18 protein-coding genes are annotated in these 26,037 nt (G+C 31.1%); 5 read left to right on the top strand and 13 right to left on the bottom strand.

What is annotated here, in order from left to right:
* Positions 1–14 precede the first annotated feature (14 nt).
* The 6 genes from DYH56_RS06740 to DYH56_RS06715 all read right to left on the bottom strand — a co-directional run bounded on the left by DYH56_RS06740 (position 15) and on the right by DYH56_RS06715 (position 5,940).
* Complete coding sequence (locus DYH56_RS06740) at positions 15–1,112, bottom strand: ABC transporter permease (RefSeq protein WP_114642104.1); 1,098 nt, start codon at positions 1,110–1,112, stop codon at positions 15–17.
* A gap of 17 nt (positions 1,113–1,129) precedes the next feature.
* Positions 1,130–2,464 (bottom strand): efflux RND transporter periplasmic adaptor subunit, encoded by a 1,335-nt coding sequence (locus DYH56_RS06735; RefSeq protein WP_158539087.1) that lies wholly within the window; start codon positions 2,462–2,464, stop codon positions 1,130–1,132.
* Positions 2,465–2,548: 84 nt separating this feature from the next.
* Complete coding sequence (locus tag DYH56_RS06730) at positions 2,549–3,784, bottom strand: TolC family protein (protein WP_114642102.1); 1,236 nt, start codon at positions 3,782–3,784, stop codon at positions 2,549–2,551.
* Entirely contained in the window at positions 3,708–4,490 is a 783-nt protein-coding gene (locus tag DYH56_RS06725; protein ID WP_114642101.1) for a tyrosine-protein phosphatase, read from the bottom strand. The genes DYH56_RS06730 and DYH56_RS06725 overlap by 77 nt, the downstream gene beginning before the upstream one ends.
* Complete coding sequence (locus tag DYH56_RS06720) at positions 4,487–5,197, bottom strand: CpsD/CapB family tyrosine-protein kinase (RefSeq protein WP_114642100.1); 711 nt, start codon at positions 5,195–5,197, stop codon at positions 4,487–4,489. The genes DYH56_RS06725 and DYH56_RS06720 overlap by 4 nt, the downstream gene beginning before the upstream one ends.
* Positions 5,197–5,940, bottom strand: a complete 744-nt coding sequence (locus tag DYH56_RS06715) for a YveK family protein (protein WP_114642099.1) — start codon at positions 5,938–5,940, stop codon at positions 5,197–5,199. Before DYH56_RS06715 ends, DYH56_RS06720 begins: the two co-directional genes overlap by 1 nt.
* 630 nt (positions 5,941–6,570) lie before the next feature.
* Between DYH56_RS06715 and DYH56_RS06710 the strand changes: the two genes are divergently transcribed.
* A protein-coding gene (locus DYH56_RS06710) for an IS3 family transposase (RefSeq protein WP_369928199.1) occupies positions 6,571–7,877 on the top strand; the annotation gives its coding sequence in 2 pieces (ribosomal slippage) (positions 6,571–6,952 and positions 6,952–7,877; 1,308 coding nt in all).
* Positions 7,878–8,013: 136 nt separating this feature from the next.
* Here the strand turns inward: DYH56_RS06710 and DYH56_RS06705 are convergent.
* The 6 genes from DYH56_RS06705 to DYH56_RS06685 form a co-directional block, all read right to left on the bottom strand.
* Positions 8,014–9,567 carry an ABC-F family ATP-binding cassette domain-containing protein gene (locus DYH56_RS06705; protein ID WP_114642098.1) on the bottom strand — a complete coding sequence of 518 codons (1,554 nt, stop codon included), beginning with the start codon at positions 9,565–9,567 and terminating at the stop codon, positions 8,014–8,016.
* Positions 9,568–9,702: 135 nt separating this feature from the next.
* The gene (gene rsgA, locus DYH56_RS06700; RefSeq protein WP_114642097.1) at positions 9,703–10,719 is read right to left on the bottom strand and encodes a ribosome small subunit-dependent GTPase A; all 1,017 of its coding nucleotides are present in this window, start codon (positions 10,717–10,719) and stop codon (positions 9,703–9,705) included.
* The gene (locus tag DYH56_RS16360) at positions 10,682–10,810 is read right to left on the bottom strand and encodes a hypothetical protein (protein WP_255414686.1); all 129 of its coding nucleotides are present in this window, start codon (positions 10,808–10,810) and stop codon (positions 10,682–10,684) included. Before DYH56_RS16360 ends, rsgA begins: the two co-directional genes overlap by 38 nt.
* A gap of 79 nt (positions 10,811–10,889) precedes the next feature.
* Complete coding sequence (locus DYH56_RS06695) at positions 10,890–11,108, bottom strand: YdbC family protein (protein ID WP_114642096.1); 219 nt, start codon at positions 11,106–11,108, stop codon at positions 10,890–10,892.
* Positions 11,109–11,144: 36 nt separating this feature from the next.
* A complete protein-coding gene (locus tag DYH56_RS06690) occupies positions 11,145–13,115 on the bottom strand; it encodes an AAA family ATPase (protein WP_114642095.1) in 1,971 nt (656 codons plus the stop codon).
* Positions 13,116–13,182: 67 nt separating this feature from the next.
* Positions 13,183–14,166, bottom strand: a complete 984-nt coding sequence (locus DYH56_RS06685) for a Gfo/Idh/MocA family protein (RefSeq protein WP_114642094.1) — start codon at positions 14,164–14,166, stop codon at positions 13,183–13,185.
* A gap of 209 nt (positions 14,167–14,375) precedes the next feature.
* Here DYH56_RS06685 and DYH56_RS06680 point away from each other — a divergent pair, with 209 nt between their 5' ends.
* The 4 genes from DYH56_RS06680 to DYH56_RS06665 all read left to right on the top strand — a co-directional run bounded on the left by DYH56_RS06680 (position 14,376) and on the right by DYH56_RS06665 (position 22,515).
* Positions 14,376–15,905: a TIGR02677 family protein gene (locus DYH56_RS06680; protein WP_114642093.1), complete on the top strand. Its 1,530-nt coding sequence runs from the start codon at positions 14,376–14,378 to the stop codon at positions 15,903–15,905.
* Positions 15,905–16,978 carry a DUF2398 family protein gene (locus DYH56_RS06675; protein WP_114642092.1) on the top strand — a complete coding sequence of 358 codons (1,074 nt, stop codon included), beginning with the start codon at positions 15,905–15,907 and terminating at the stop codon, positions 16,976–16,978. The genes DYH56_RS06680 and DYH56_RS06675 overlap by 1 nt, the downstream gene beginning before the upstream one ends.
* The gene (locus DYH56_RS06670; protein WP_158539086.1) at positions 16,971–21,038 is read left to right on the top strand and encodes an SbcC/MukB-like Walker B domain-containing protein; all 4,068 of its coding nucleotides are present in this window, start codon (positions 16,971–16,973) and stop codon (positions 21,036–21,038) included. Before DYH56_RS06675 ends, DYH56_RS06670 begins: the two co-directional genes overlap by 8 nt.
* A gap of 283 nt (positions 21,039–21,321) precedes the next feature.
* Positions 21,322–22,515: a DUF2399 domain-containing protein gene (locus DYH56_RS06665; RefSeq protein ID WP_114642090.1), complete on the top strand. Its 1,194-nt coding sequence runs from the start codon at positions 21,322–21,324 to the stop codon at positions 22,513–22,515.
* A gap of 92 nt (positions 22,516–22,607) precedes the next feature.
* Here the strand turns inward: DYH56_RS06665 and DYH56_RS06660 are convergent, their stop codons facing one another.
* Positions 22,608–25,886 (bottom strand): SNF2-related protein, encoded by a 3,279-nt coding sequence (locus DYH56_RS06660; RefSeq protein ID WP_114642089.1) that lies wholly within the window; start codon positions 25,884–25,886, stop codon positions 22,608–22,610.
* Between the last annotated feature and the right edge of the window lie 151 nt (positions 25,887–26,037).

The following is a 26,037-nucleotide window of genomic DNA, read 5'->3' as shown; positions in this document are numbered from 1 at the left end:
ATCACCTTATTTTTTTAATCTATATTGAGGGCAGTCACCACTTCCATCTGAGAAGCTCTTCTGGCAGGAAGCAGCCCAAATATAATTCCTGTAAAAAGAGCAGAAATTAATATCCCTGTTATATGTTCTATCTTAAAAATTGGAGGGACTCCTATAATTCTACCTATAATTATCCCTCCTAAAATTCCTGCCAGAATACCTGTTATCCCTCCCGCTAAGGAAATAAAACTTCCTTCTAGAAGAAATATCTTCAAAATAATATTTTTGCTTATTCCAACAGCTCTCATAATTCCTATATGACTCGATCTTTCTCTGACATTTGCTGCCATAAGATTGCTAATTCCTAGCCCTCCCCCTATCATGGCTATAATTCCTATTGCTTTTAAAAAAATATCAAGAGTTTTTTTTATCTTCTCAATCTTTTTATACCCTGCCGAACCTTCTAAAATATAAAATTCACCCCTTCTCCCATATTTTCTTTCCAATTGTTGGATTACCATGGGAAGAAGATCCTCTGTATTCTCTCCATTTTGAAAAGCTACTATCATCTGGTCATATTTTTTTTTATTCAAAATGTTTTCCAAAGTTTCTAACCCTATGATTCCCTTCCCTCCCGGTCTAATCATCTCAACAGGATTTTTTTCGTGGTATTCTCCTATGACCCTTAATTTTACTCTACTTGCTCCTAATTGAACCTCCAATTGATTTCCTTTTAAAAGTCCGTTTCCCTTGAGTATTTCTACTGAATTCTTCTCTATAAGCACCTCTCCTTCCCTCAATTTCCGACTTATTCCAAGTTGAGAAAGGGCTCTTTGAGAATATCCTTTTATTCTTATATCATTATTTCCTAAAGTTCCTTGAGGTAGATAGACATAACTTATATATGGAATTTCTTCAATAAGCCTAACATCGGATATGTCAAATCGTTCCCCTCCTAACATGATTCTATTTTCTGCAAGGGCTGCCAGGTCAGCCTTTATGGCTTTTTTCCCTCCTTCTCCCAAAGAAAATATAAGTATAAGAGAAGCTATTCCTATTGTAATACCTGCAAAGGGAAAGAAAATTCTAATTTTATTTCCCCACATCAATCTCCATGCTATCCAGAAACTCATCCTCTTCCCTCCTACCTTTATTTTCTTATTTTTATCCTATCCCCATCCTTTACTTTAAATGGATTTACCACTATTTGAGTTCCCTCAGCAAGATTTAATACCTCAAATTTTGAAACTGTTTTAGCTCCTATTTCTACCAAGGTTTTTTTCACCCTATTATCTTCTACTGTATATACATAATTTTTTTCATCTTCTTGAAAAATAGAAAAAGCATCTATTAACTTAAGATTTATTCTGTTCTCTCCCTCTATCTCTACTCCTACAGAGTACCCAAGTTTAAGATTTTTATTATTTGAAGATATTTCTACCTCTATTATCCTCTCTGTATAATCTGCCCCTCCTATGGTTTTGGCAACTCTAGCTACACTCTCTACCCTTCCTGAAACAACCTGTTCTTCAAATCCTTCTCTAACTATTATTTTAGAATTTTGACCCTTCCTTATCCACTTTGCCTGTTGCACAGGAATATTCAATTTAACCATATTATCTCCTATAGCAGCTATAGATAATAACTTAATTCCTGCTCCTGCATGTGTTCCTTTTTCTACAAGAAGTTCTGTAATTATTCCATTTATAGGAGCTGTCAATGGCTTCCCTACTTTTTCCAATTTTTCCTCTATATCTTGTTTTTTTAATTTTTGTTTTTGATATTCTCCCTCAATCCTCAGTTTTTGAAGATTCAGCTCTCTTTTAAGTCTCTCATAACTCGATATCATAAGTTCATATTTTTGTTTGGAAAGTTCTAGGGCAGTCTTAGTATCTACTACCTCCATCTCATTTCTATTAGCAGCAGTAATAGCCATATTAACATCTGTCGATGAAATAGCATCATTATCTAAAAGTTTCATCTTTGCATTCGCTTCTTTCCTAGAATTTTTAGCTTCAAAAATTATAATAGAAAGTTGTCTATTGAGAGCTTTTATATCTTCATTTAATGTCTTAATTTCAAGTTTCCTACTTTCTAACTCTAATTTAATGGATCCCGAGTTTAAATCAGCTAGTTGTAATTCAATATTTTTTATATCTAGCTCTGCCATTTGTAGTTCTCTTTCGAAATTTATTTTAGTTGAGGGACTAAAAATTATGAGTTCTTCTCCTTTTTCTACCTCTGTTCCCTCTCTTACCAATATCTTATCCACAATAACAGGAAAATTCAGATAAATAGGTATACTTTCCCTGGGAGTTACGACCCCTTCAAAAAAAAGACTCTCATTTAAATCCCCAGTCTTCACAGTACTTATTTTTACCGCCTTTATTGCCCTGCTACCATCATCCACATCTTCATTTTTCATCATGAAGATTCCTCCAATGGCAATAATTAGAGCTAACAATATAATTTTATTTGTCTTCATATATCTGTCCTCCAAAACAAACCTAACAACTTTGTTGGTTTGTGCCATTCTTGGCTGATTTTTTTTATAATAATTCTATATCCTCTACTTCAATAAATTTTCATACTCCACCCTTGCCAAAACTAACTGTCTTTGAAGCAGATAAAACATCTCTTCAGAATCCTTTAACCTGTTTACCGAATCTAGATAATCCAAGGAACTGATCATACCACTGTCATATCTCATTGTATCTATTCTCAGGTTCTCCTTGGACATATCCAGTTTTTTTTCCTCAGTCTCAGCTTCCATATATAGAGTTTGCATCTCATTGTATCTTCCTCTAATCTCTACAGAGAGCTGATCCAATCCTTTGTTCATCTCTATATTAGCCTGTTTCAATGACTTTTTACTTCGATTCATATTATCTATACTGCTTCCCCAACTAAAAAGTTCCCAGGAAGCACTCAGTGATACCCTCCATTCATCATCACTGACTTTCTCATACCCACTTAAATCATAACCATCCAAATTATAACTGGCGCTTAATGACACCGTAGGCTTAAAATCCGCCCTTGCAATATCTAATTCCCTCTCTGCTATCTCCATCCTCAGTTTTTCTATATCGGCTCTATTCCCATTGGCTAGGGCTATCATTATATCCGATTCCAAATCATAGGAATCCACATCTATATTTTCATATTTGAATTCTCTTAAGATAAGCTCCTCCGAAATGTCTATTCCAAGAAGTATCTTCATATCATAAGTAGCTATTTCCATGGCCTTTTCATCTCTAAATTTAGAAGCCTGAGCAGCTAAAAGATCGGACTCCACCTTTAATAATTCCGATTTCGGAATAAGTTTAATTCCATTGAATAGACTTTCCAGCCTTTGTTTTTGTTTTTCCAGAGTCTCTATCACAATCCCGCCTATCTCTAATCTTTTTTGTAAATTCAGTATCTGAAAATATTTAGAGATTACCTGCTCCCTGATATCCAATTTAAGAATCTCTAATTCTGAAAGTCCCACCTTATTATTTAATTTAGCAAGTTTTATATTGTTGGTGAGGACTCCTCCCGTATAGATTGGAATGGATGTTGACACACTCTTACTGTCTTCATCTTCAATAAAATCATAGCCTAAACTAACACCTATGTTTGGCAGCAATGCCTTCTTAGCTATAGTTTCTCCCAATTCATTCTTTTCAATTTCTAATTTTTTTACCCTCATATCTGGATTTCCTTGGATCGCCATGTTCATTGCAGATTCAAGATCTAAATCGATTGAATAACTCTGTAAGGAAAGTCCCAACAACACTACTCCTATAAGACTCTTTTTTTTCATCTGTTATCACCTCCATTAATTTTCCATCTTCTAATATTCTATCCGGGTTTGTTTTCATTAAAATCCTTGCATTTTCTCCCCCAACTATCTCATCTAGAATCATTTTTTCTTCCATCAAATCATAATTTCTTCTGTCTATTCTATGAGCATCTGAAGCCACTACATCTATTAATCCTTTGAGCAGCAATATCCTACACCTCTCCCTTAAAGAATTATTTAAAGATTTTAAATTCATCTGCAGTATACAACCTTCTTCTTTTAATTTTCTGAGTTCATCTATCTTTATATGAAGATACCTTTCTACGTGTGCAAGGATTGGTTTATATCCTAATTCCCTCACCATTTCCAAAGTAGAGTTCAGTGCCATAACTGTCATCCCTGGCATCTCTTCAACTAAAATATATTTACTCCCACCCAGGGTCTTGACCTTCCCATCCCTAAGAGCTTCTAATCCTTCAAAATCTAAAAAAAGTTCATTTCCCTCTAAGATTTCTATCTCTATCTTCCTAGTTTTCAACTCCTTTTTTAATTCCTCAAAAGATCCTTCATAACTTTGATTTTCATACCTCCCAACCCTATAGTGGGAAGTACAACATAATTTTTTATACCCCAATTTTTTGGCAGCTAAGGCCATATCTATGGATTCAGATATATTTCTAGCTCCATCATCTATCTTTGGTAGAATATGGCAATGAAGATCGGTCATTGTTTATCACCATTAAAATAATCCTGATAATCTTTATATTTATAGTTATAATATCCATAATTACCATGGGAATAACCGTCCTTGTTTATCCTATTTACAATTACACCATAAAGAGTTACCCCTGCAGAATCTAACATTTTTTTTGCCTGATTCATTTCTTGCTTAGTCACCATATCATATCCACAAACATACAATACTCCGTCTCCATATTGCGAAAGAATTAGTGCATCTGTGACTACCATAAGGGGGGGGGTGTCCAGTACTATAAGATCATATTTCTTCCTTAACTTCTCCAAGATATTCCTCATTCTATCTCCCAGGAAAAGTTCACTTACATTTTGATCCATATGTTTCGATGGTAGAATATCTAAATTTTTCTCCACTCCCTTAAGGATTACCTCATCTATTTTTTTTTCTCCTGAAAGAACCTCCCCCATACCATGATTTATTTGTATCCCAAAACTGCTGTGAGCTCTAGGTTTTCTTATATCACAATCTATCAAAAGCACTTTCTCTTTACCTATGGCCACAGACATGGCATAATTTGACGCTACAGTGCTCTTTCCTTCCCCTGGAATGGTACTGGTAACTACTACCACCCTATTCTTTTTTTTTCCCATAAAATAAATATTAGTTCTAAGAATCCTAAATAGTTCTGCCATCTGATTATTTTGACCTTTTTTAAAAAATATGTTTCTCTCTGCCATTATTTCTCACCTTCTTCCAGGATATCAAAATCTGGTATATTCAATATTACCGAACATCCCATTATTTTTTCTATATCTTCTGCCTTTCTCAACTTAGTATGAAAAAATTCCATCGCCAAAACTACAAAGATTCCTAACATAAGCCCTAATATCGTTGAAACTCCTATAATGAGCTTTCTTTTTATAGGTATAGCTTCTTTAGGGACCTCTGCTTTTTCTATAATTTTTAAGTTTTCAAAAATCATCACTTTTTTTATCTTTGTGATAAATTCCCTGGCTACTTCATTTACTAAAAGAGCTGCTTTTTGAGGATTACCATCCATATAACTAATTTTAATAAATTCTGTATCATCTATAGGAGTTACCTTTACCAAATTAGCCACATTTTCAGGCTCCATATCTAAATCTAATTTTGCAATTACATTTCTCATAATACTCTTACTTCTGGCTATTTCTGTATAGGAGGATATCATTCTTTGATTTCTAGACATCTCTGCAGTGTTCAATTTACGCTGCCCACTAGACAGCATAAGGGTAGCTTCAGCTTTATAAATATTAGGTCTGGTTCTAGCATAATTCACTCCCAATATCATTATCGGTACTGCCACTATTATGATAACTTTCCATCTTTTAAGAAGTAGAAATACTAGGTTCATGAAAAATTCTAGATTCATAAAGTCTGTGTTGTCTTCCATCTCATCTCTTTCAAACATTAAATTTTCCTCTTCCTTTTTTCCCTTCATGGTCTCACCTCCTAATTTTTTTCTGTTAATTGTTAATTTTATTTACCGCCAGACCATAAAGATTCCTGCATGGTCTAATATTTTTTATTAAGTTAATCTTATAGCTTGTAGCTTGTAGCAAAATGAAATTATATAAAAAATTTATATAATAAACTAATGGGATAAGTCTGTCAAAAATCTGTTTTTTTTTACAGAATTTAAAATAAATTTATAGCGAAATAAGATTTAAATAGATCTAAAAATAGAAAACCCTATTATTTTTATAAAAAATTCCAGGAATATAAATTTGTTTGAAAAAAAAAGACCTTATTTTTCAAAGGTCTTAATATAATAATCGGAGAAAAAAGAAAATCAACAATAGTAACATTAGTTGATAAGAAATCTAAATGCATAATCCTACTCAAAGCAAGCCGTGAGAGTCAGAATATATATATGATGCAACATACAGTTGGATTAATGTAATAGGAGCTTTAAAAGGAGCTGAGATCAGGTATTAGGACAATTGGCAATTAAATATAAAAAAAAGACTCTCAGAATATACTGTAACCTGTAAACTAGACACTAGAAAAAAAGAGTGTCAAAGTTTACAGGTTTTTTGTATACTTTAAAATAAAGGTTAAGGAGTTTCAAATGTCTAAAAAATTATTTACTGAAAAAGAAATTAAAATATTGTCAAAGAATAAAAACATTCTAAAAGTTTCACATAAATCTATTATTTATGCTCTTGAATTTAAAGAAAAATTTATTGAAGAATATTCAAAAGGTAAATTACCCAGAATAATCTTTGAAGAAAATGGATTTGATATTGAAATTCTTGGTATTAAAAGGATTGAACAGTCTGCGCAAAGGTGGAAGAAATCATATAACAAAGACGGTCTTTTAGGTTTAAAGGACTCTAGAGAGCACTCATCAGGAAGACCCAAAAATAGAGAATTAACTGATGCTGAAAAAATGGAAAAACTAGAAGCTAAAATCAGACTTTTGGAAATCGAGAATGAGTTTTTAAAAAAGTTAAAAAAGATGAGAAGGGGGTGGTAAAAAAACTAGATATTTTTAAAATGATCGAACTAACAATAAACAAATACAATTTGAATAAGATGACAGCATTTTTATGTTATCAAGCAAAAGTCTCTAGATCTGGTTTTTACAATTATCTAAATTCTAAAAATTCTTTGATGCTAAAAGAAAAAGAAGATTTAAAAGCTAAAAAACACATTTTGAAAGCTTTTGGTAAAAAAGGATATAAAAGAGGTGCTAGATCAATAAAAATGAACTTAGAAAGGGATTCTAACATCATCTATAGTTTAAAAAAAATAGGTAGAATAATGCGGAAATATAATATTGTTTGCCCTCACAGAAAAGCAAATAAATATAAACAAATAGCAAAAGCCACTAAAGAACATAGCACTTTACCAAATACTTTAAATAGACAATTTAAACAGAATCTTCCGCGAAAGGTACTATTAACTGATATCAGTTATTTACCTTATGGCAAAGGGCAGAGAGCTTATCTATCAGCTATTAAAGATGGTTCCACCAATGAAATACTAGCTTATGAAGTTTCAAGTAATTTAAAATTAGAATTAGCAACTAATACAATTAAAAAATTATGCAGAAAACGATTTAAATTAGCAGAAAACTGTTTTATTCATTCAGATCAAGGAGTTCATTATACAAGCCCTAAATTTCAAAATTTATTAAAGCGAAAAGGAATAAAGCAATCGATGTCTAGAAGAGGCAATTGTTGGGATAATGCTCCTATGGAATCTTTTTTTGGTCATATGAAAGATCATTTAGAATTAAAAGAATGTAAAAATTTAAAAGAAGTGAAAAAAGAAATGAAGAAATTTATGGATTATTACAACAATCATAGATACCAATGGGATTTAAAAAAGATGACTCCTGTAGAATACAGAAATCACCTTTTAGTTGCATAAATTATTGTCCCACTCTTTTTTTAGTGTCCTTGACAAAGGTTACAGTTTAGAATAAATATTCTGAGAGTCTTTTTTTATTAATTAAGATTTGAATGAAAACACAAAAGTTGTTAACTATCTATTTAATTATTCCAACTTATATAATTTTTGTTGTCCAGTCCTCTACATTCCAAACATCTGTTACTATATCCATATAAAATTCAGGTTCATGACTCACTATAAATACAGTTCCCTTAAATTCTTTTATGGCATTTTTCAGTTCATCCTTGGCATCCACGTCCAAATGATTTGTCGGCTCATCCAGCACTAAGAAATTGATCTCACGATTCATTATCTTACCTAATCTTACCTTGGCATTTTCTCCTCCAGACAGAGCTCTCATCTTCGTCCCAATATGATCTTTAGTCAACCCACATTTAGCTAATGCAGATCTTACCTCTCCATTAGTCATTGATGGAAATTCATCCCAAAATTCATCTAAGGCAGTCTTTCCACTGCTCTCTTCCTCTTGTTTAAAGTATCCCACTTCTAAAAATTGACCATGCTCGATCTTCCCGGAGATAGGCTTTATCTTTCTTAAAATTGTATTTATCAGGGTAGATTTCCCCAGTCCATTTACTCCTTTGATTGCAATTTTTTGATTTCTTTCTATGGTAAAGTTAAGTTCCCTTGTCAGCGGCTCATTATAACCGATCACCAGGTCTTTTACCGTGATAACTTCCCTTGACGGGGTTCTGGCAGTTTTAAAATAAAATTGCGGTTTTGGTTTATCCTTCTCTATGGTTATTACATCCATTTTGTCTAATTTTTTTTGTCTACTCTTAGCCATATTAGTAGTTGCTATCCGAGCTTTATTCCGGGCTACAAAATCCTCTAAATGTGCTATCTCTTTTTGCTGTTTCTTATAAGCCTGCTCTATTTGACGTTTTTTCAATTCATACATCTCTAGAAACTGATGGTATCCACCTGTATACCTAGTCAATTCTGCTTTCTCAATATGATAGATTACATTGGTTACATCGTTTAAAAATGGGATATCATGGGATACCAGGATAAATGCATTTTCATAATTTTGTAAAAAATTCTTCAGCCAGATAATATGATCCTCATCCAAAAAGTTAGTAGGTTCATCTAAGATCAGGATCATAGGGTTTTCCAATAAAACTTTAGCCAGTAAGATCTTAGCTCTCTGCCCGCCGGAAAGTTCTGCTACATCTTTTTCTAGCCCTATGTCCATAAGACCCAGACCAGCTGCATAAGATTCTATTTTTGAATCTAAATTATAAAATTCAGAACTATCCAAGATACTCTGGATCTCTCCTACCTCTTCCAAGATCATCTCCATCTCGACTTCGTTGCACGTCGCCATCTTTTCATAGAGTTCCATAATTTCTTTTTCCAGTTCAAACATGGGAGCAAAAGCTGACTTTAAGATATCTCTGATAGTTTTACCGCTCTCCAGACTGCTGTACTGATCCAAATATCCCGTAGTAATATGATTACACCACTCTACCCTTCCTTCGTCGGGCATAAGTTTTCCTGTTATTATATTTAAAAAAGTAGATTTCCCTTCTCCATTGGCTCCTACTAATCCTACGTGCTCTCCCTTTAAAAGTCTGAAAGAAGCATCCTCTAAAATTGTTCTAGCACCATACCCGTGACTTACCCTGCTTACATCTAAAATACTCATAAAAATTTATCTCCTATATACTAATTTTCTCTATAATTACATCCTAAATACTATAAAACATTTATAATAATTTTATCATGAATTTCGTATAAAAGCTAGAGTAAAGGGCTTTATCCTCGACTCTAGCTCTATATTTTATCTATGTTCTTTAATTTTTTTTATCTGTTTACGTGCTCCTAAGCTTCCCATCATCTTAGTAATTTTAGCTTTTTCTGCATATTTATGACCACCACATTGTTTGGCTTCTATATACTCTATTTCCGACTGTAATTTTTTATAATTATCCAATCTTTTTTGAGTTAATAATCCATCTTGAACAGCTTTTTTTACAGCACATTTAGGCTCATTTTCATGTTTACAATCTACAAATTTGCACCGTTTTGAAAATTCCTCTATATCAGAAAATCCTTGCTCAATATCTGCACTCCATAACTGCAACTCTCTCATTCCAGGTGTATCTATAATAAAACCTTCCTTTTCTAATACAAATAATTCCCTTGTTGTTGTTGTATGGCGTCCTTTTGCATCCGACTCTCTTATTCCTGATGTTTTCATAATTTCTTTACCTAATAATTTATTGATAATAGTTGATTTTCCGACTCCTGAAGACCCTATCAAGGCTATGGTTTTATTTCCTATAAAGTATTTTCTCAACTCATCTATCTCCATATCGTCATATGAAGTAATTCCGTGAATTGGAACTCCAAAAGCTATATCAGAAAGATTAGATATTTTCTCATCTATATTTTCCCCTATATCTTTTTTAGTTAAAATAAATACTGGAGTAGCTCCACTTTCATATACTATAGTCAAATATCTTTCTAATCTTGAAAGATTAAAATCATCATTAAATGATGAAACTATAAATACATAATCTACATTAGCTGCAATAACCTGCTCTGCTACATCATTTCCTGCTGCTTTTCTTGAAATTTTAGTTTTTCTTTCTAAAATATTATTAATTCTACCTTCTTCTAAAATAACCCAATCTCCTACAGCAGGAAATAAACCTTCAAATCTCATCTTCCCAGTAATAGTTGTCAAAAACTCTTCATTTTCCATAATTACTCTATATTGGTCCCTATAAATTGCGGATATTCGACCTAAATTTTCTCTAGGTTCTCCTAACCACCCTAACTTCTTTAAACTCATTTTTACCTCCAAAAATATTGATATTTTTTATTTCCAATTTAGTTTTTCTATTTACTCCAAACATCATCTCAACTCCTTTTATTTTCTTCATTATAACATAACATTTATGTTTTCAGCACAAAAAAAAAACGGTAAAAACCGCTCTTTTCAATTTATACTAGATCTATTCTTTATAAATCCATATTATTCAATATTTTCTTTAATTCTACCAGTTCTTCCCATGATAGGGTTATTCCCTTTCCCATCTTCTCATGGGTTTCATCCCATTCTCTGATGTCAGCCTTGGCCTTCCTGTTATTCCACGAAACCATGTTTAACTCCTTGGTCCATCCCTTTCTTTCACTGAGTATCCCCATTTTTTCCTCTATCTCAAATTTTATTTCTGCCATCACTCCTCCTAATTCACAACCAAAATTATATTTAAATTAATCACAAAAAAATTCAGTTATCTTTTCAAATAATTCTGGAACATTTTTCTTTTCATCTTGTTTTAGTAATTCTATATATCGATTTGCAATTATATTTTTTGGCTCTGACTCATCAATAAATTCAAGAAGATGTTTTTTTAGATCTTGTCCTGCCAAATCATTAAGTTTTAATATCGAATTTTCTCCCTTTATTCTAGAACCATAAACATCAATATTTAACTCAAAATAATTAATCCCTTCTTTTTGCATATCCGTTCCATGCTCACTAATGGATTCCTTAAATGCTTGATAAAATAAAAGTGGATTTAAACAATCTTCTATTTCTGTTTGGCAGTATTCTCCATTCGCTTTTAAATCATTAAGACATGTTTTTCTTTTTTTCTCTGATAAATGAAGTCTAGCTATTTTCATTTTTTTATTATTAGTTTCTGAATCAACACTTAAAACATTAAGTGTTTCATCACTATCAACCAATAATAATATTTTTCCTTTTATATCATCATCTTCACTTTTTTCATTAAATGGAATGAAAAGATATTGATATAACTTTCTCACATTTCCGCATCCACCAACCGCAAATGTCCTTAAATTTTTTATATTATCACCAACATAGTTCTCTATATATAATTTATCTGAACTTCCTTCACAAATAATCCAATTAGTTCCATCTGCTCTCATTGAGTTTAAAATAGAAGAACTTAATTCAAAATAACTTTTGATCATTATATCTTTTGGCAATCCTCTTCTACTTTCAAAATAATTTTTAAATTCAAAACTTTTAATATCTATTTTATTAGTTTGGAAATTCTTTTCTAAGTGATTTAACATTCCTCTCTGCGTTATTGGTAGTGATCCATACCAATGACTAGTTAAAATCACCTGATTGTTTTCTGATAATTTACTTAATCTTTGTATTTGTGAAAAACATTTTGATAAATGCAAAGAATTTTCCGGTTCATCTATTGCCAAAATAATATTTTTATTCTTCGATTTTTCACCTGTTAAAAATGCTGTAGCCATATCTATTAAAGCTATTCTCTGTTCTCCTGAACTTAGTTGTGATATATCTTTATTATCCTTTTTTAAAGTCCTTATTATAAAATATGCTTCTAATATTTTTTCCCTTACATCTAAAGAAGTTAAATTCTTTTTATGTCCACTTTCTCTCTTAAAATCATACCCTTTATCAATATCGCTTATTTTTGAATTAATACCTTCAAGATATCCATCAAGACTGACATTTATAATATCTATCAAACTCTTTTTCGCCCTATTATTTCTTCCTTTATTAGGTATAAAACTTTTTTTATTTAAAACCATATCAATTTTTTCTAAAATGTCCTCATTCATTAATTTTTGCATTTCTTTATTTTCTAATTTTAAAATATCATTTATTTTAGATTCTACAGGAATATAAATATATGAATAAAATTCTTTTAATTTTGATAATATTCTTCCTTTAATTTTATTGGTAGAGTCAAACGTACTAATTATTTCCTCTACAGACTTATTGAATGTAGTAAAAAACGCATTTTGTCTATCAGAATACTGAACTCCTGCTAAAATTAAATAATAATTCTCACTAGAATACTTTTCTTTTAATCTATCTTTTAATTCAAAAAAATCTTGATATGGTTTATCTGTTAAATTAAAATTTTCTTTTTTAGTTACATTCCAAAAGTAATTACTAATTCCTTCAAAAACTTCTTTATAAGCTTTCTCTACTTTTATTTCATTCTTGTTTATAAGAAAAATTGGAGCTATTAATGCTTCATCTTTTTTCCCATCTTTTGTTAAATTCCAGTTTGAATTATTAAAAAATGTATCCATTGCTTCTAATATTGAACTTTTTCCCACACCATTATTTCCTAATATCATAGAATATTTTTCATTTTTATTATTACAAATTGGAATAAAATTCATCCCTTTAAATATTTTGTAGTGCCTTATAAATAATCCTACAATCATTATATGTCTCCTCTTTTTCTTATTATTAATTTTGTCTAATTATAGCATAAAAAATAATTCCTTCTAGTTAATAGACTTCCACTTCTACACCTTCATATTTAAATCCCAATTTTTCCTTAATCATATCTATGGTTTCGTGGAGTTTTAATGACTTTTCATAGGTCATAATTTCATTTTCAGTCTTCCCATTTAGAAGGGTTTCCACAAAGGAGTCCATCTCATACCCCAGCCACTTATCCTCACTCATTTCAAAATTCCTGTCTTCTTCTCCTGCTCTCTTTAAAATGAACTTTTCAGCCACTGTCCAGCTGTCAGGAATCTCTATCATCCCCTCTGTCCCTATTATCTTGGCACTGTTTCCAGAGATAGAATCCATAGTAGCATAGAAACTGCCGGTAACTCCTCCCTGGTATTCCAGGAGCCCTGTGACACTCCCCTCTACTCCCCACTCATTTTTCCTTGCACTGGCACCTAGCTCAGAAGGTATACCCAATAGATCGGTCAAGAAAAATATGTTATAGATCCCTATATCATAGAGAGCTCCTCCGGCCTGTTTAGGGTTATGTTTATGAACCTTGGTACTCCTGCTCCCATAGGATGACTCTACATGGACTACATTTCCTATTTCACCGCTTTTTATCAACTCTTTCATCTGCTTATAAAGGGGATTAAACCCTACTGTCACAGCCTCCATAAACAGTAGTTTTTTCTCTCCAGCTGATTTTATTACCTCTTCCAGCTCCTCTTTTTTCAACACTGCCGGCTTTTCGCACAACACATGTTTCCCTGCATTTAGAGCTTTCATAGTATAGGCAAAATGTGTGGGATGCATGGTAGCAATATAAACAGCATCTATACTTTCATCTTCTAACATCTCACTGCTGCTTTCATAGGCTCTATCTATATTATATTTTTTTGCTATATCTTTTGTCTTCTCATAATTTCTGGCACATATTCCAACCAGGCCTATTTTTTTATTTTTTCGAGCCTCATCCAGAAACTGCTGGGCTATCCTGCCGGTCCCGATTATCCCAAAATTTATTTTTTTCATCTGTTCCTCCTTTCGTCTATAATAAACTTAATCAAAAGAAACCTCTCTTTTGAAACTATTGTATCATAATTAATAAAGATACAGTAAAAGGATAATTTTTACAATCAAAAGATTATATACTATAATGTATATCAAATAGATTAGAAGAAGCAATTAAAGTATAATAAAACAATAATTATAAAAAGAATAATGAAATTAGGGTGGAAGAGATGAAAAATGACTTTGGAACAATGAAAGGTTTTAGTGAATTTGATTATTTAGGATCTGTCGGAAGAGGCGGTTATTATAGAAATATAATACGAATAATGTATCTAGATTTAGAGAGAAAGGAATACCTCTTTTCCCATGAGATAGCTGAAAAAATGGAATCTATATACAGTGACTATGATGAAGAAACTTGCAATGAAGATCTTGAGTTTCTATTTAAAAAAGGGAGTGTAGTAAAGTATAAAAATGACTATTCTCAGATTAAAAGTTTAGAAGAGTTAAGGAAAAAAAAGTATCGGTATCAACTAACAGAAAGAGGAAGACTTATAGAGGAGTTTATACTAAATAAACTAAATAAGGTTAATTCGCTGTCTACTACTTTAGACCCAAACTTACTCATCAGGTTCAAAGATGAATTGAAGGGGCTATTAGAATTTCATGGTGGAGAAGATGATATACATTCTAAGTGGAATAACATCATCTATGCCTTCAATCTTTTGAGGGAAAACTATAAGGGATATCTTATGGAACTCAATAGTTTTGAATATGAAAAGATGATGGAAGAAGATAGATTTTTACTGAAAAAAGCTCGGTTAAGAGAATATTTAGAGGATTTTATTAAGGTTTTATTGGATGAAACCCAAGATATTGTAACTATAATAGTTACCTTGGAGAAAACAAATAGAGTAGAGGAGATCCTGAATACAGCCATAAATAGAGAGTTTAAAAAAAGAGAACTGACTGGTGATGTACAATATAGCCAAATCAAGAAAAATTATATAAATCAATATAACAGACTAAAGAGTTGGTTTTTATCGGTAGATGGAGAACCCAGTGAAGTAGATTTTTTAAATAAAGCTACCATAAATATAATACAGAAAATTACTAAGATGGCTAAAATGTTTTTAGATAAGAAAAAGGTAAGTTATTCTAGAAAAGACAGCTATCTAAGAGTGGCAGAGTTATTGTTAGATACCAATGACATAGAGAAGGTCAAAGAGATTTCATCTATAATTTTTGGAAACTTTAACATCCGTCATCTCAAAGCTGATTACCCGCAGCAAGTAGAAGTATTAAAAATAGAGGATTCTCCAAACATTACTATGATGATGAAACCTATAAAAGAAAGAAAAAAGACAAAGGTTAGCTACCAAATAAAAGATCGAACCAATGAAAAACTTAAAAGTTTGATTATAGAAGAGAAAAAAAAGCAGAACGAGGTAAAAAACTTAGAAAGGTATATAGATAACGATACTTTAACATTAGATTCTCTGCCTGTAGTCACTACAGATATAAAAAACACTATAATAAACCTTATAAAAACAGGCTTAACAAAAGTATACGAAGAAAAGAAAATATCCCTAAAAGGCGATAAACTCTACTATGAGTATGGAAAAGCCCGTTATCATGTGTTTTTATTTAAGTTATTTAGACCTGAAGATGAAAATGAAAGAACAATTTTAAAAACATTTGATGGAAACTATGATGCTCCTAACTTTAGAATAGAGTTTATAAGGGAGGAGGAAGACTAATGTGGAATATAGAAAGGTACAAAGATATCCTGGAAGATTTATTTATTAAAGACTATCTATATAGAAGCAGTTATGATGAATGGTATAGACTCAAGGAATATCAAAAAGAGATAGAGGAATATATACAAAATACCTTTGGATATACTTTATGTGTTTCTAACGATGTGATAAGCCTCAATAAATACAGTGTTATCGGTGATAAAACCAAAGGAATAAAAGGCTTTAGTAACTTAGATGAGTACATAATACTACCCCTGGTATTAAATTATTTGGAGGATAAGTATGATATGGAAACCCTGTTAATATCTGAGATTGCTGAACATGTTGTCAATAATTTTCCAGAAAAAAGAGACTGGGAAAATAGGAGAGTAAGTTCAAAACTTGTAAGAGTTCTTAAATACTGCCAAGAAAAAAACTTCATTTATAAATTAGATGGCTCCGAGGATGGTTATGAAAAGGATTGTGAGGAAGTACTCTATGAAAATACAGGGATATCAAAGCACTTCATGGAAACATTACCCTATGATTTAGAGGGGTTTGATATTAATAGTGCCAGGGAATACAACATTAAAAATCTAGAAAAAGTCCAGATACTCAGAAGGGGTCTTCTGGAAAATTTTTTGATAACTAAAGAATACCCGTATTTTAGCTCACTTCTGGAATTTAGAGATGAGGTAGAGGATTTATTTGAAGAATTATTTGGAATGAAATTAATTATATTTGATGAACTTGCTTATTTATTGAGAAGTGATGAAAGCATCAAAGTATCGCAAAATTTTCCCAGCCCTAAAAATAATTTAGAAAGAATAGGATTGAAATTTTTTAAATATCTAGATAGAGACAATTATCAGATAGAAGAGGTATTAAATGAGTTTATAGAGTATAAAGAAATTTATAAACCTACATTTACTAAGGGAAATCTCAATAAAAAAGAGGAAACCCTATTAAATGAAATATTAGAATTAGGTATGGAGCTGAAAATCATAGAGGTAGATGAAACTTATCTAAAACTCAGTAAATATATAGAACATTTCACAATAGATATATTGGAAGAAGGGGATGAAAATGAGTAGATGGAAGATAGAAAAATATGGATTTTTTAATTTTTGGCTGTTTGATAAGGAGGAAATAAAGACCTGTGAAGGAAACCTGCTTCTCAATGGTGAAAATGGAAGTGGAAAAAGTGTTACTCTTCAGAGTTTTATCCCCTTAATTTTTGATGGAGATCTGTCATCCAGAAACTTATCCACAGAGGGAGACAGCTCCCGAAAGATAGATTATTATCTGCCCAAAGAAGGCATTTCCTATCTTTATTGTGAACTGAGCAGGACAGATAGTAATGGGAATAAAAAATATATAAATTTAATTATTGGAATAAGGTCTAAAAACCAATCTTTAGTTTCAAAGTGGTTTTTGATAACTAAGGGTAAAAGAGTCGGGATGGATTTTGACATATATAAATCCGAGGGAGACTCCCTGATTCCACTAGACAAACCAAACCTCAAGAGAAATCTTAAAAATAAAATAGATGGATACTATGAATTTTATGATAAACCTCAAGAATATAAGGTTGCTGTAAATAAAACTCTCTTTGGCTTTGGTGAAATAGATGAATTTGATGACACCCTAAACTTAATTAGGGGATTGAGAAAACCGGATCTTAAGGTAAATGGGAGTTTGGATCCTAAAAAAATATATGAAATACTGAATAATTCCTTAAAAGTGATACCCGATAACGAATTAAGAGGTATGACAGATACTCTTGAAAATATAGAATCAATTTCTACAGAGATAAAATCTGTGAAGGTTAGATTAGGGGTACTAAAAAAAATCAGGGATGACTATGAGACCTACAAGAAAATAGTGCTGGTTAAGAGGCTCAAGACATATTTTAAAGCCCGTGAAAATTATTTTGAGATGGATGATAAATTTAATAAAAATATGGAAAAAAAAGTTATCAAAGAAGAAATGTTCAAAAAAGCAATAGAAAAAGAAGAACGATTAAGAAATGAGCTGGAATTAAAATCTAAAGAATTAAAGGAATTGGAAGGCAGTGAAGATAACACCCTGATAAATATGTTGGGAAACTCCATAAATGAGTTAAATAAACTAGACAGCAAAATAGCTTTTTTGGATAAAGACATAAAAAATGAGGAATTAAATCTAAAAAAAGCCGATGAAAAACTTTATTCTACGAAAAAAGAATTTGATAGCAGTAAGTTAAAGTGCCAAAATAAAATAGAAGAACTAGAAAAATTAAAAAATGAAATAGGATTAGAGTGGGAAATTGACTTCTATGAGCTTCTTGAAAATAAGAGAATAGCTCAAGTTGATATATTAGAACAAAAATATGAAGAGCATAAAAAAAATATAAACAAATTAATGGATTTAATTGTTGAACTAGACAAAATAGAAATCGGTATAGCTAATACAGAGGATAAGATAGAAACAGAAAAAAAGCGACTAGTAACTTATTATCAGGAAAAAAATAAAATAGAAGTCTTAAATAATACCAAGGTATCTGAATTTTCAGATGTTTTCAGTGAAAAATATCAGGAAATGGAATTTGAATACAGAGATATTCAAAACTTTCAAGAGACTGCAAGTGGACTCGATGAAGATTATAGCGGTAAAGATGATGTTATAGAACTATTTAGGAAGCTAGCAGGATATAAAAAAGAAGAACTTTCTAAAGAATTGATGACTTATGAGAGAAGTCTCGAGAGATTAGATGAAGAAATACAAGTCTCCCATAAAGAGAAATCGAAGTTGGAGCTGTCAGAAGATAGTGAGATCGAACTACTATCCCATAAGAAAAAAGAGAGAGAAACCCTAGAAGGTATATATCCGTTTTATAAGTGTATAAGGTTTAAAGAGGGGATAGGAGAAAATCTTAGTGGGAAAATTGAAAAAGCTCTATGGGAGATGGGACTATTAGATGCCTTGGTAGGTACTAGTGATATCTTTGATAAATTTGCAAAAGCCAGTAGTAAAACACTAGAAAATCTTACTGCTTATTTAGAGGTTGAAGATGACTGCGTGGAAAAAGAAGCCGTGATAAGGATCTTAGAGTCTATTTCTACAAAAATAGAAGGAGATGTATTCATAAGTGGTGATGGAAGTTATAAAAATAAATTGATTAGCGGTAGAGTAGATCAGTGGAAGGGAATCTATATTGGAATTGAAGCTAGAAAAAAACTCAGACTCTCAAAGATAGAGAAAATTAACAAAGAAATAGAAATTTTAGAGGAAAGAAGAGATTTGGTTAAGATTAGCAGAGAAGAGACCTTTCAAAGGATAGCAGTCCTCCAAGAGGAAGCTCAAAATATAATAGATAAATTCCTAGAAATTTTTAAACCTATCTATGAAAATCATCAAAGGATGTTAACCTTGATAGAAAGCAAAGAAGAAGATCTATTGGAAATAGAAAAAGAGCTATTTCAAAAAAACAAAATAAAAACCGAAATCTATAAAAATATAGAGATAGTAGAAAAAAAATTGAATATATCTATAAAAAAAGAGAGCTATCTTACTATTACGTCATCTATGGAACGATTTGAGCAGACTTTAGAAATGTTTAAACTCAGCCTGGAAACTAACATTTCATACTATAACAGGTTAGAGGATGTAGAAAACACAATGGATAACATCAAGATAATTTGTGACAGATATAGATCAGAAAGAAGAGGTTCTATTAACCAGAGAAATCAAGTGATAGAAAGAAAAAAAATGCTGGAAATAGAAGTAGAGAGTAAAGACCTCGTTAATTTACAGAAAAGAATATGTTCTCTGAGAGAAAGTATCAATGCCGAGATTCCAGATAAAAAACATAAAAACGCAATAACTCTTGGAAAACTTCAAAATGAAATAAAAGTACTGGGAAAAACACTGGAAGAAAATGCTGATTTACTAGAAACACGAAAAATGGAAAGAATAGTAGAAAAAAAATTATTAAAGTTAGAAATAAAACTCGATCATGATATTACAGAGGGAGAAATATTAGATTTTGAGGAAAAAAAATCACTCTATAACAGATATAAAGAACATGAATATAAAAATGAATTCCACTATATCAACAGAGTAAATACTTCATTGATAGAAAACACCTCTATCTTGAAGGAATATAGGATAGAAAAAAATGAATACATGTATGAAGAGATAGAAGAACTGATGAAAGAAGAAGTCCAAAATCAAAATATGCGGTATATAATTGTGGGAAACTATCAAGGGAATAAGATACATTTAGGAGAATTATATAATAATTTAGATGAAATAATTAAGATCCACAGTGAGATATTATCCGATGAAGAGGGGAGATTCTTTTCCGAGATGGTGTTTAACTACCTGTATAATGAGGTGGCCGTTCAGATAAAAGAAAGTCGGGAATGGGTAAAACAAATCGATCGGATAATGGCTAATGCCAAGACCAATAGTGGAAAAAGTTATACTTTAGAATGGAATCCCAGAGATCTTCAATTTGGATTTAACGGTAAAAAGTTAAAGGAGCATATAGAAAATATATATAATCCTACTAATAAAGGAAAGGAATCTCAAGAAGCACTGAAAATATTCTTTAAAAAGAAGATGGATGAATTAAAAAAGAGAGCTGAAGATAATAAAGAGTACACCAGCAGTTATGAGATTATAAAAGAGATCCTGGATTATAGAAAATGGTATGATTTTAAAATGAAGGTTTCTGCAAATAATGAAAGTAAGCCTTTAGAGCTGACTAAAAGAAAATTAAATTCATATAGTGGTGGAGAAAAGGCTATGGCCATGTATATACCACTATTTTCCGCTCTTTATGCTAAATTTAAAAAAGCTGGTAGTAAAGCTCCTATTATATTGGGGATGGACGAAGCTTTTTCAGTAGTGGATGATGAAAATATCTCTAAATTATTTGAGATATTAGAAAGTTTAAATATCAACTACTTACTGGCTTCTCAAAAGCTCTCAGGAACATATCATTCTGTTCCAAACCTTGCTATTGTCCATATAGAAAATGTCGCAACAAGGAGAAATTTATCCCCTGAAGACTCCTTCGTTACCCTTATAAAATATATATGGAATGGAAAGAAAAGGATTAGAGATACCAGGGATATCGATTTTAGAAATCTTAAATCTAGCAACTAATATTCCGCACTAATTGCCCTAATGACGTGAACATCTGGAAAAAATATATAATGTATAATTGACAATGTACAATGAAACCCTAAGAAAAAAAGTAAATACGTGTCGCAGATTACACAGATTAAAAGAATGAAAATGCTTGACGCAGATTTGAAACGACTTTTGAAAAATGACTTTTTAGGACTAGTACTATTATAAAGTCTTATTTTTTCGCACTTTAATAGTCAGATTTTAGTCAGCGTCAAAGGTTTTAATTTTAGAACCCTTGAAAGGAGGTGAGTAATAGTTGTTAGTTGATTTTTTTAATTCTGAAGGCATGAAAAGGGTAATAAAGGAGTTAGTAAAAAAATACTCCTCCTATGGAGAAATCAAGGGTACTATAAAGATATCTGATCCTACTTTTGTTGAGATAGAGGCTGTCAAAAAATTGGGAATCAAAACCAAAGATGAAACTATTAAGTTCACTATAAAGAAGTTTTTAGAAACGTTAGATATGAAAGAATCCAGGGAGTTAGAAGGGTTTTTGAGGGATGAACTAAAAGTAATTTTAAAAACAAAAAAACACATTTTAGAAAAAGAAATCGATCAAAGAAATAAAAAACTAGATTTATTGATTAAATCTGTTCATACTAAAAAACTAAAGGAATATCTTTTGAAAACTCCATCAATATTAAAGTTAGAACACCATTACGAACTTGTGAAAACAATGGACGACTTACAGGAAAACCCCGAAAGGCTGATAACTCTAGGAAATCTTGGCGGAAGAAAGCTGCATGATCCACACTTTTTTGATGCAGGCACCAGTAACTACAGGTGTTTAATCAACTACTTAAAATACTATTTCCATGAGGATACCCAAAACAGCATGGAAGAGAAGTCCCTGTTATTACAGATGGGATTAGTAGGAGATTCTTTGAGTAATTTTATAACTATCTACGGATTTAAAGGAGTGACTAAAGATAACACTACATACAGCCTTCTTGAAAATTCTGAAAATATCAACATTAATATAGGAAATTTATATAAAGTAAAACATATGGAGGCAAAGTATTCAAAAGTATTGATTGTAGAAAATCCAAATGTTTTTATAGCAATTAGAGAATATCTCGAAACAAAAAAAGAGGAGCTTAGTTTAATTTGCACAAGTGGTCAAATAAATCAATGCGGGCACCTATTTTTGGAAAAATTAGTAAGACAGAATAAAAAGATTTATTACAGCGGTGATATAGACCCTGAAGGTATATTAATAGGTCAAAGTTTAAAGGAAAGGTACCCATGGATAAAGCTGATTTCATATACCAAAGAAAACCTTCTTAAATATATGTCAAAAGTTACATTAACTGTGGAGCGATTAAAAAAATTAGAAAAGGTAAAACTCGGAGATGAGATAAAAATAGATCTCTTAGAGGCCCTGGTTAAAGAAAAAAGGGGAGCCTATCAGGAATCTTACTATAAGGAGATATTAGAAGAAATTCTGTAAATAACTAAAAGAGAGTGAGAAAAGTAGAAACTCTGCTTTTCTCACCCTCTTTTACATTTTGACCATCAATTCTTTATAGCATACTACTGCTTCTACTCAAATAATTCCAGGATATCCTTTTTTGTTAATTTTTCTATTTTCCCTTTACTGTCAACCATAGAATTAATAAGGTGTGATTTTTTTTCCTGAATTTCAATAATTTTTTCTTCCACAGTTCCTTCTGTTATAAGTTTTATTACCTGCACCACTTTATCTTGACCGATTCTATGGGCACGATCCGTTGCCTGAGCCTCTATAGCAGGATTCCACCAAGGGTCAAAGTGAATGACAACATCTGCTCCTGTCAGATTTAAACCTGAACCTCCAGCTTTTAAAGATATTAAAAATATATCTTTTTCACCACCATTAAAAGAATCACACATTTCTAACCTTTTTTTCGCTTTAGTTCTGCCATCAATTTGAAAATGTGTTATTTTTTTTAAATCAAGTTGTTTTTTTATTATTTCAAAACTTTTAACAAATTGTGAAAACACTAAGACTCTATGTCCGCCAGATTTTAATTCTTCTAATAATTCTATCAGAGCTTCCACCTTTGCACTCTTTCCCTTATAATTTTCTATAAATAATTCCGGAGTGCAGCAAATTTGACGTAATCTGGTTAGCAGTGCAAGGATTTTTATCCTGCTTTTATCAAATTCTTCCTCTAAGTTGTCTTTTAATTCTTCTTTAAATTTTGAAAGATATGAAAGGTAATACTTTTTTTGAACAGTGTCCATTCCTAAAATCATATTTGTTACTATTTTTTCAGGTAATTCCTTCAAAACTTCTGATTTTGTCCTTCTTAAAATAAACGGCTTTATCAATTTTTTTAAATTTATTAGGCAGTCTTCATCCATATCTTGATTTATTTTCTTTCCGTAGTTTCTTTTGAATTTTTCTCTGCTGTGTAAATAAGTTGGAAGTACAAAATCAAATATTGACCACAGTTCAAATATAGAATTTTCAATAGGTGTTCCTGTTAATGCAAACCTTGAAGAACTTTTAATTTTTTGAACAGCTTTCTTAACTAAAGTCCCACTGTTTTTGATATTCTGTGCTTCGTCTAACATAGCCACTAAAAATTCTAAATTTTCATAATTTTCTATATCTTTTTTAAAAGAACCATAGGAAGTCAAAATAACTCCATTTTTAAAATTATTTAACAATTCTTTTCTTTCCTTAACAGAGCCCTCAACTATAACGGCATTCAACTCAGGAGAAAACTTCCTTATTTCTTTTAACCAGTTATGGGTCAGTGAAGTAGGAGCAATAACAATACTTCTACCATTTTGTTCACTGTGAACTGCTGTCAATAGTGCAATAGCCTGTAAGGTCTTTCCTAAACCCATATCATCAGCCAGTATACCTCCTAAATTACTATCGTGTAATTTTTTCATCCAGTCATAGCCATGGTTCTGATAGTTTCTGAGAGTTGCATTAATGCTTTTAGGAACAATTTCTCTTTCATTGTTCTTTATAGATTTTAAAAGTTTTTCTATTTTTAAATCCCCTACATTTTTCATATTTAAACTAGGAGAGATCAGACCTAATTTACTAGCTGTAAATTCAGATATTTGTTGTGTTCCTAATTCAAAATCTAACTCTGCCAAAGTACCTTCTAATTCTCTTAATTTTTTATCAGCCAGATCTACTATGCCATCATCAGATAATTTAACATATTTTTTCTTATTCAATAATCCAAGCTGAATAGCTTTTAAATCATCTTCACTGATACCATTAGTGTCAAAAGTTATTTCTAATAGATCTCCATTTTTAATGATAGTCCCATCGATAGATACCTTTTTCATTTTAATTCTATTCAGATTTTCATCTATTTGAACATTGTATTTTTCATTTAATTTAGGCAGTTTATTCAAAAAAAACTCTAAAACATCCCCTTTACCATATAGACTAGTATTAAAGTCAGATCTTTGATCCAGCCCTGTCACTTCTTTAAATATTTCAGCCGTTTTCTTCTTATCCTCATTTAATAAATATTTTTTACCTTCTACTATCATTTCTTTTTGATAGCTGACTTTAATATCTATAGACAATACATTCCTATAAACTCTATTTTCATCAATAAATATTATAGGTTCACCTACCTGATCTAAAAACTCTATCGTTCCTAAATCGGTATTTTTTACCAATTTTGTCAGTGTTTTCCCTAACTCACCGGCTCTCGATATACTACCATTTTGTAATGATGCAGCATCATATAGTATTTTAATTAATTCTCTATCCTTCTTTTTTATGGGATATATCTCTGCTTGTGTGGCAATAAACTCTGCTCCATCTGTCAATACAGAAAATGGTTCAACTCCTAAACTTTTTTTATTTATGAAAGTGAAGTTTGCTTCTTCTAATGATGATAATTTCATCTTCTCATTATCTAATTTTATATTTTCATTCCCACTAATATTCTCTAAAAACATTTTAAACCATTCATTAGTTAAACTAATTTTTCCTTTTCTAACACTAGAAATATGATATCCATTGTATTTAGTTAAGAACTCTTCGGTAATTTTACACATCCTAGAGATTTGATCTAATAATTTATAATCATAATCAGTTAATTTATGTTCTGCCGGGTTAAATTCAAACTCTTTTCCAAACTCCAATATTTTTCCATGTTTATAGGAATCTATAAATTGAACTACATCTTTTACTACGTATTTTCTTTTCCCAACAATCCCTATTTTAATTTTTAGGAAATAATTGGGTCTGTATGAATATATATTTTCTCTCTCGAGATAATATTCTGTTTCTAATTCAATCTTTTCTTCTATATTTTCTGTCTTTTCTAAACTCTTTTCATATTTTTTTAATGACTCATATAATAAAGTTTCTCTCGATTTATTTGGAGTGTTATAATCAGGTTCATCATAGGGATAGTATTCAAATTCTTCAAGCCCTTCTAGTTCATCACAGTCAATATGAATTAGTTCTAGATCTTCAACTTCTAAAAGTGGTTGGGAATAAGAGCTTTCTAAAATATGTTCTTCTATCCCATCTAAATAACCTCCTGCTTCAAAGGTTAATAGACCACCTATAATATGTTTACATGCCCTGTCATATTGATCAAAAGCCGGGCAATTACAATTATAATCCATTATTCTATCATCTTTAGCTTTTACATCTATATTGAGTTTAATATCAAAATTATACATTTTCGTTCCTAAAGCGGTCCCCTGAAATTCAATTTCCAAATCATCCCAGTTATATTCTGCATTTTCAATTTCACATAGATTACTTTTAAAAGATTTTAATCCACGATTATAATTACTAATATCTCCTGCAATTAATTTTACTTCTCTCTTTGAAATATTCATTTGTATCCCCTTCCATTATGTTTTATATATGCTAATTATAACATAATAAAGCCCCATACAAAAAGGAGTAGTTTTCACCACTCCTAAAATTTTATATTTTTTTTTCAATTCCCAAGTCTCCCCTTTTATAAAGAGGAAGATCTAGAGGGCG

This window comes from Psychrilyobacter piezotolerans (assembly GCF_003391055.1).
GTDB classification, from domain to species: Bacteria; Fusobacteriota; Fusobacteriia; order Fusobacteriales; family Fusobacteriaceae; genus Psychrilyobacter; species Psychrilyobacter piezotolerans.
This window is presented reverse-complemented; position numbering and strand designations above follow the sequence as displayed.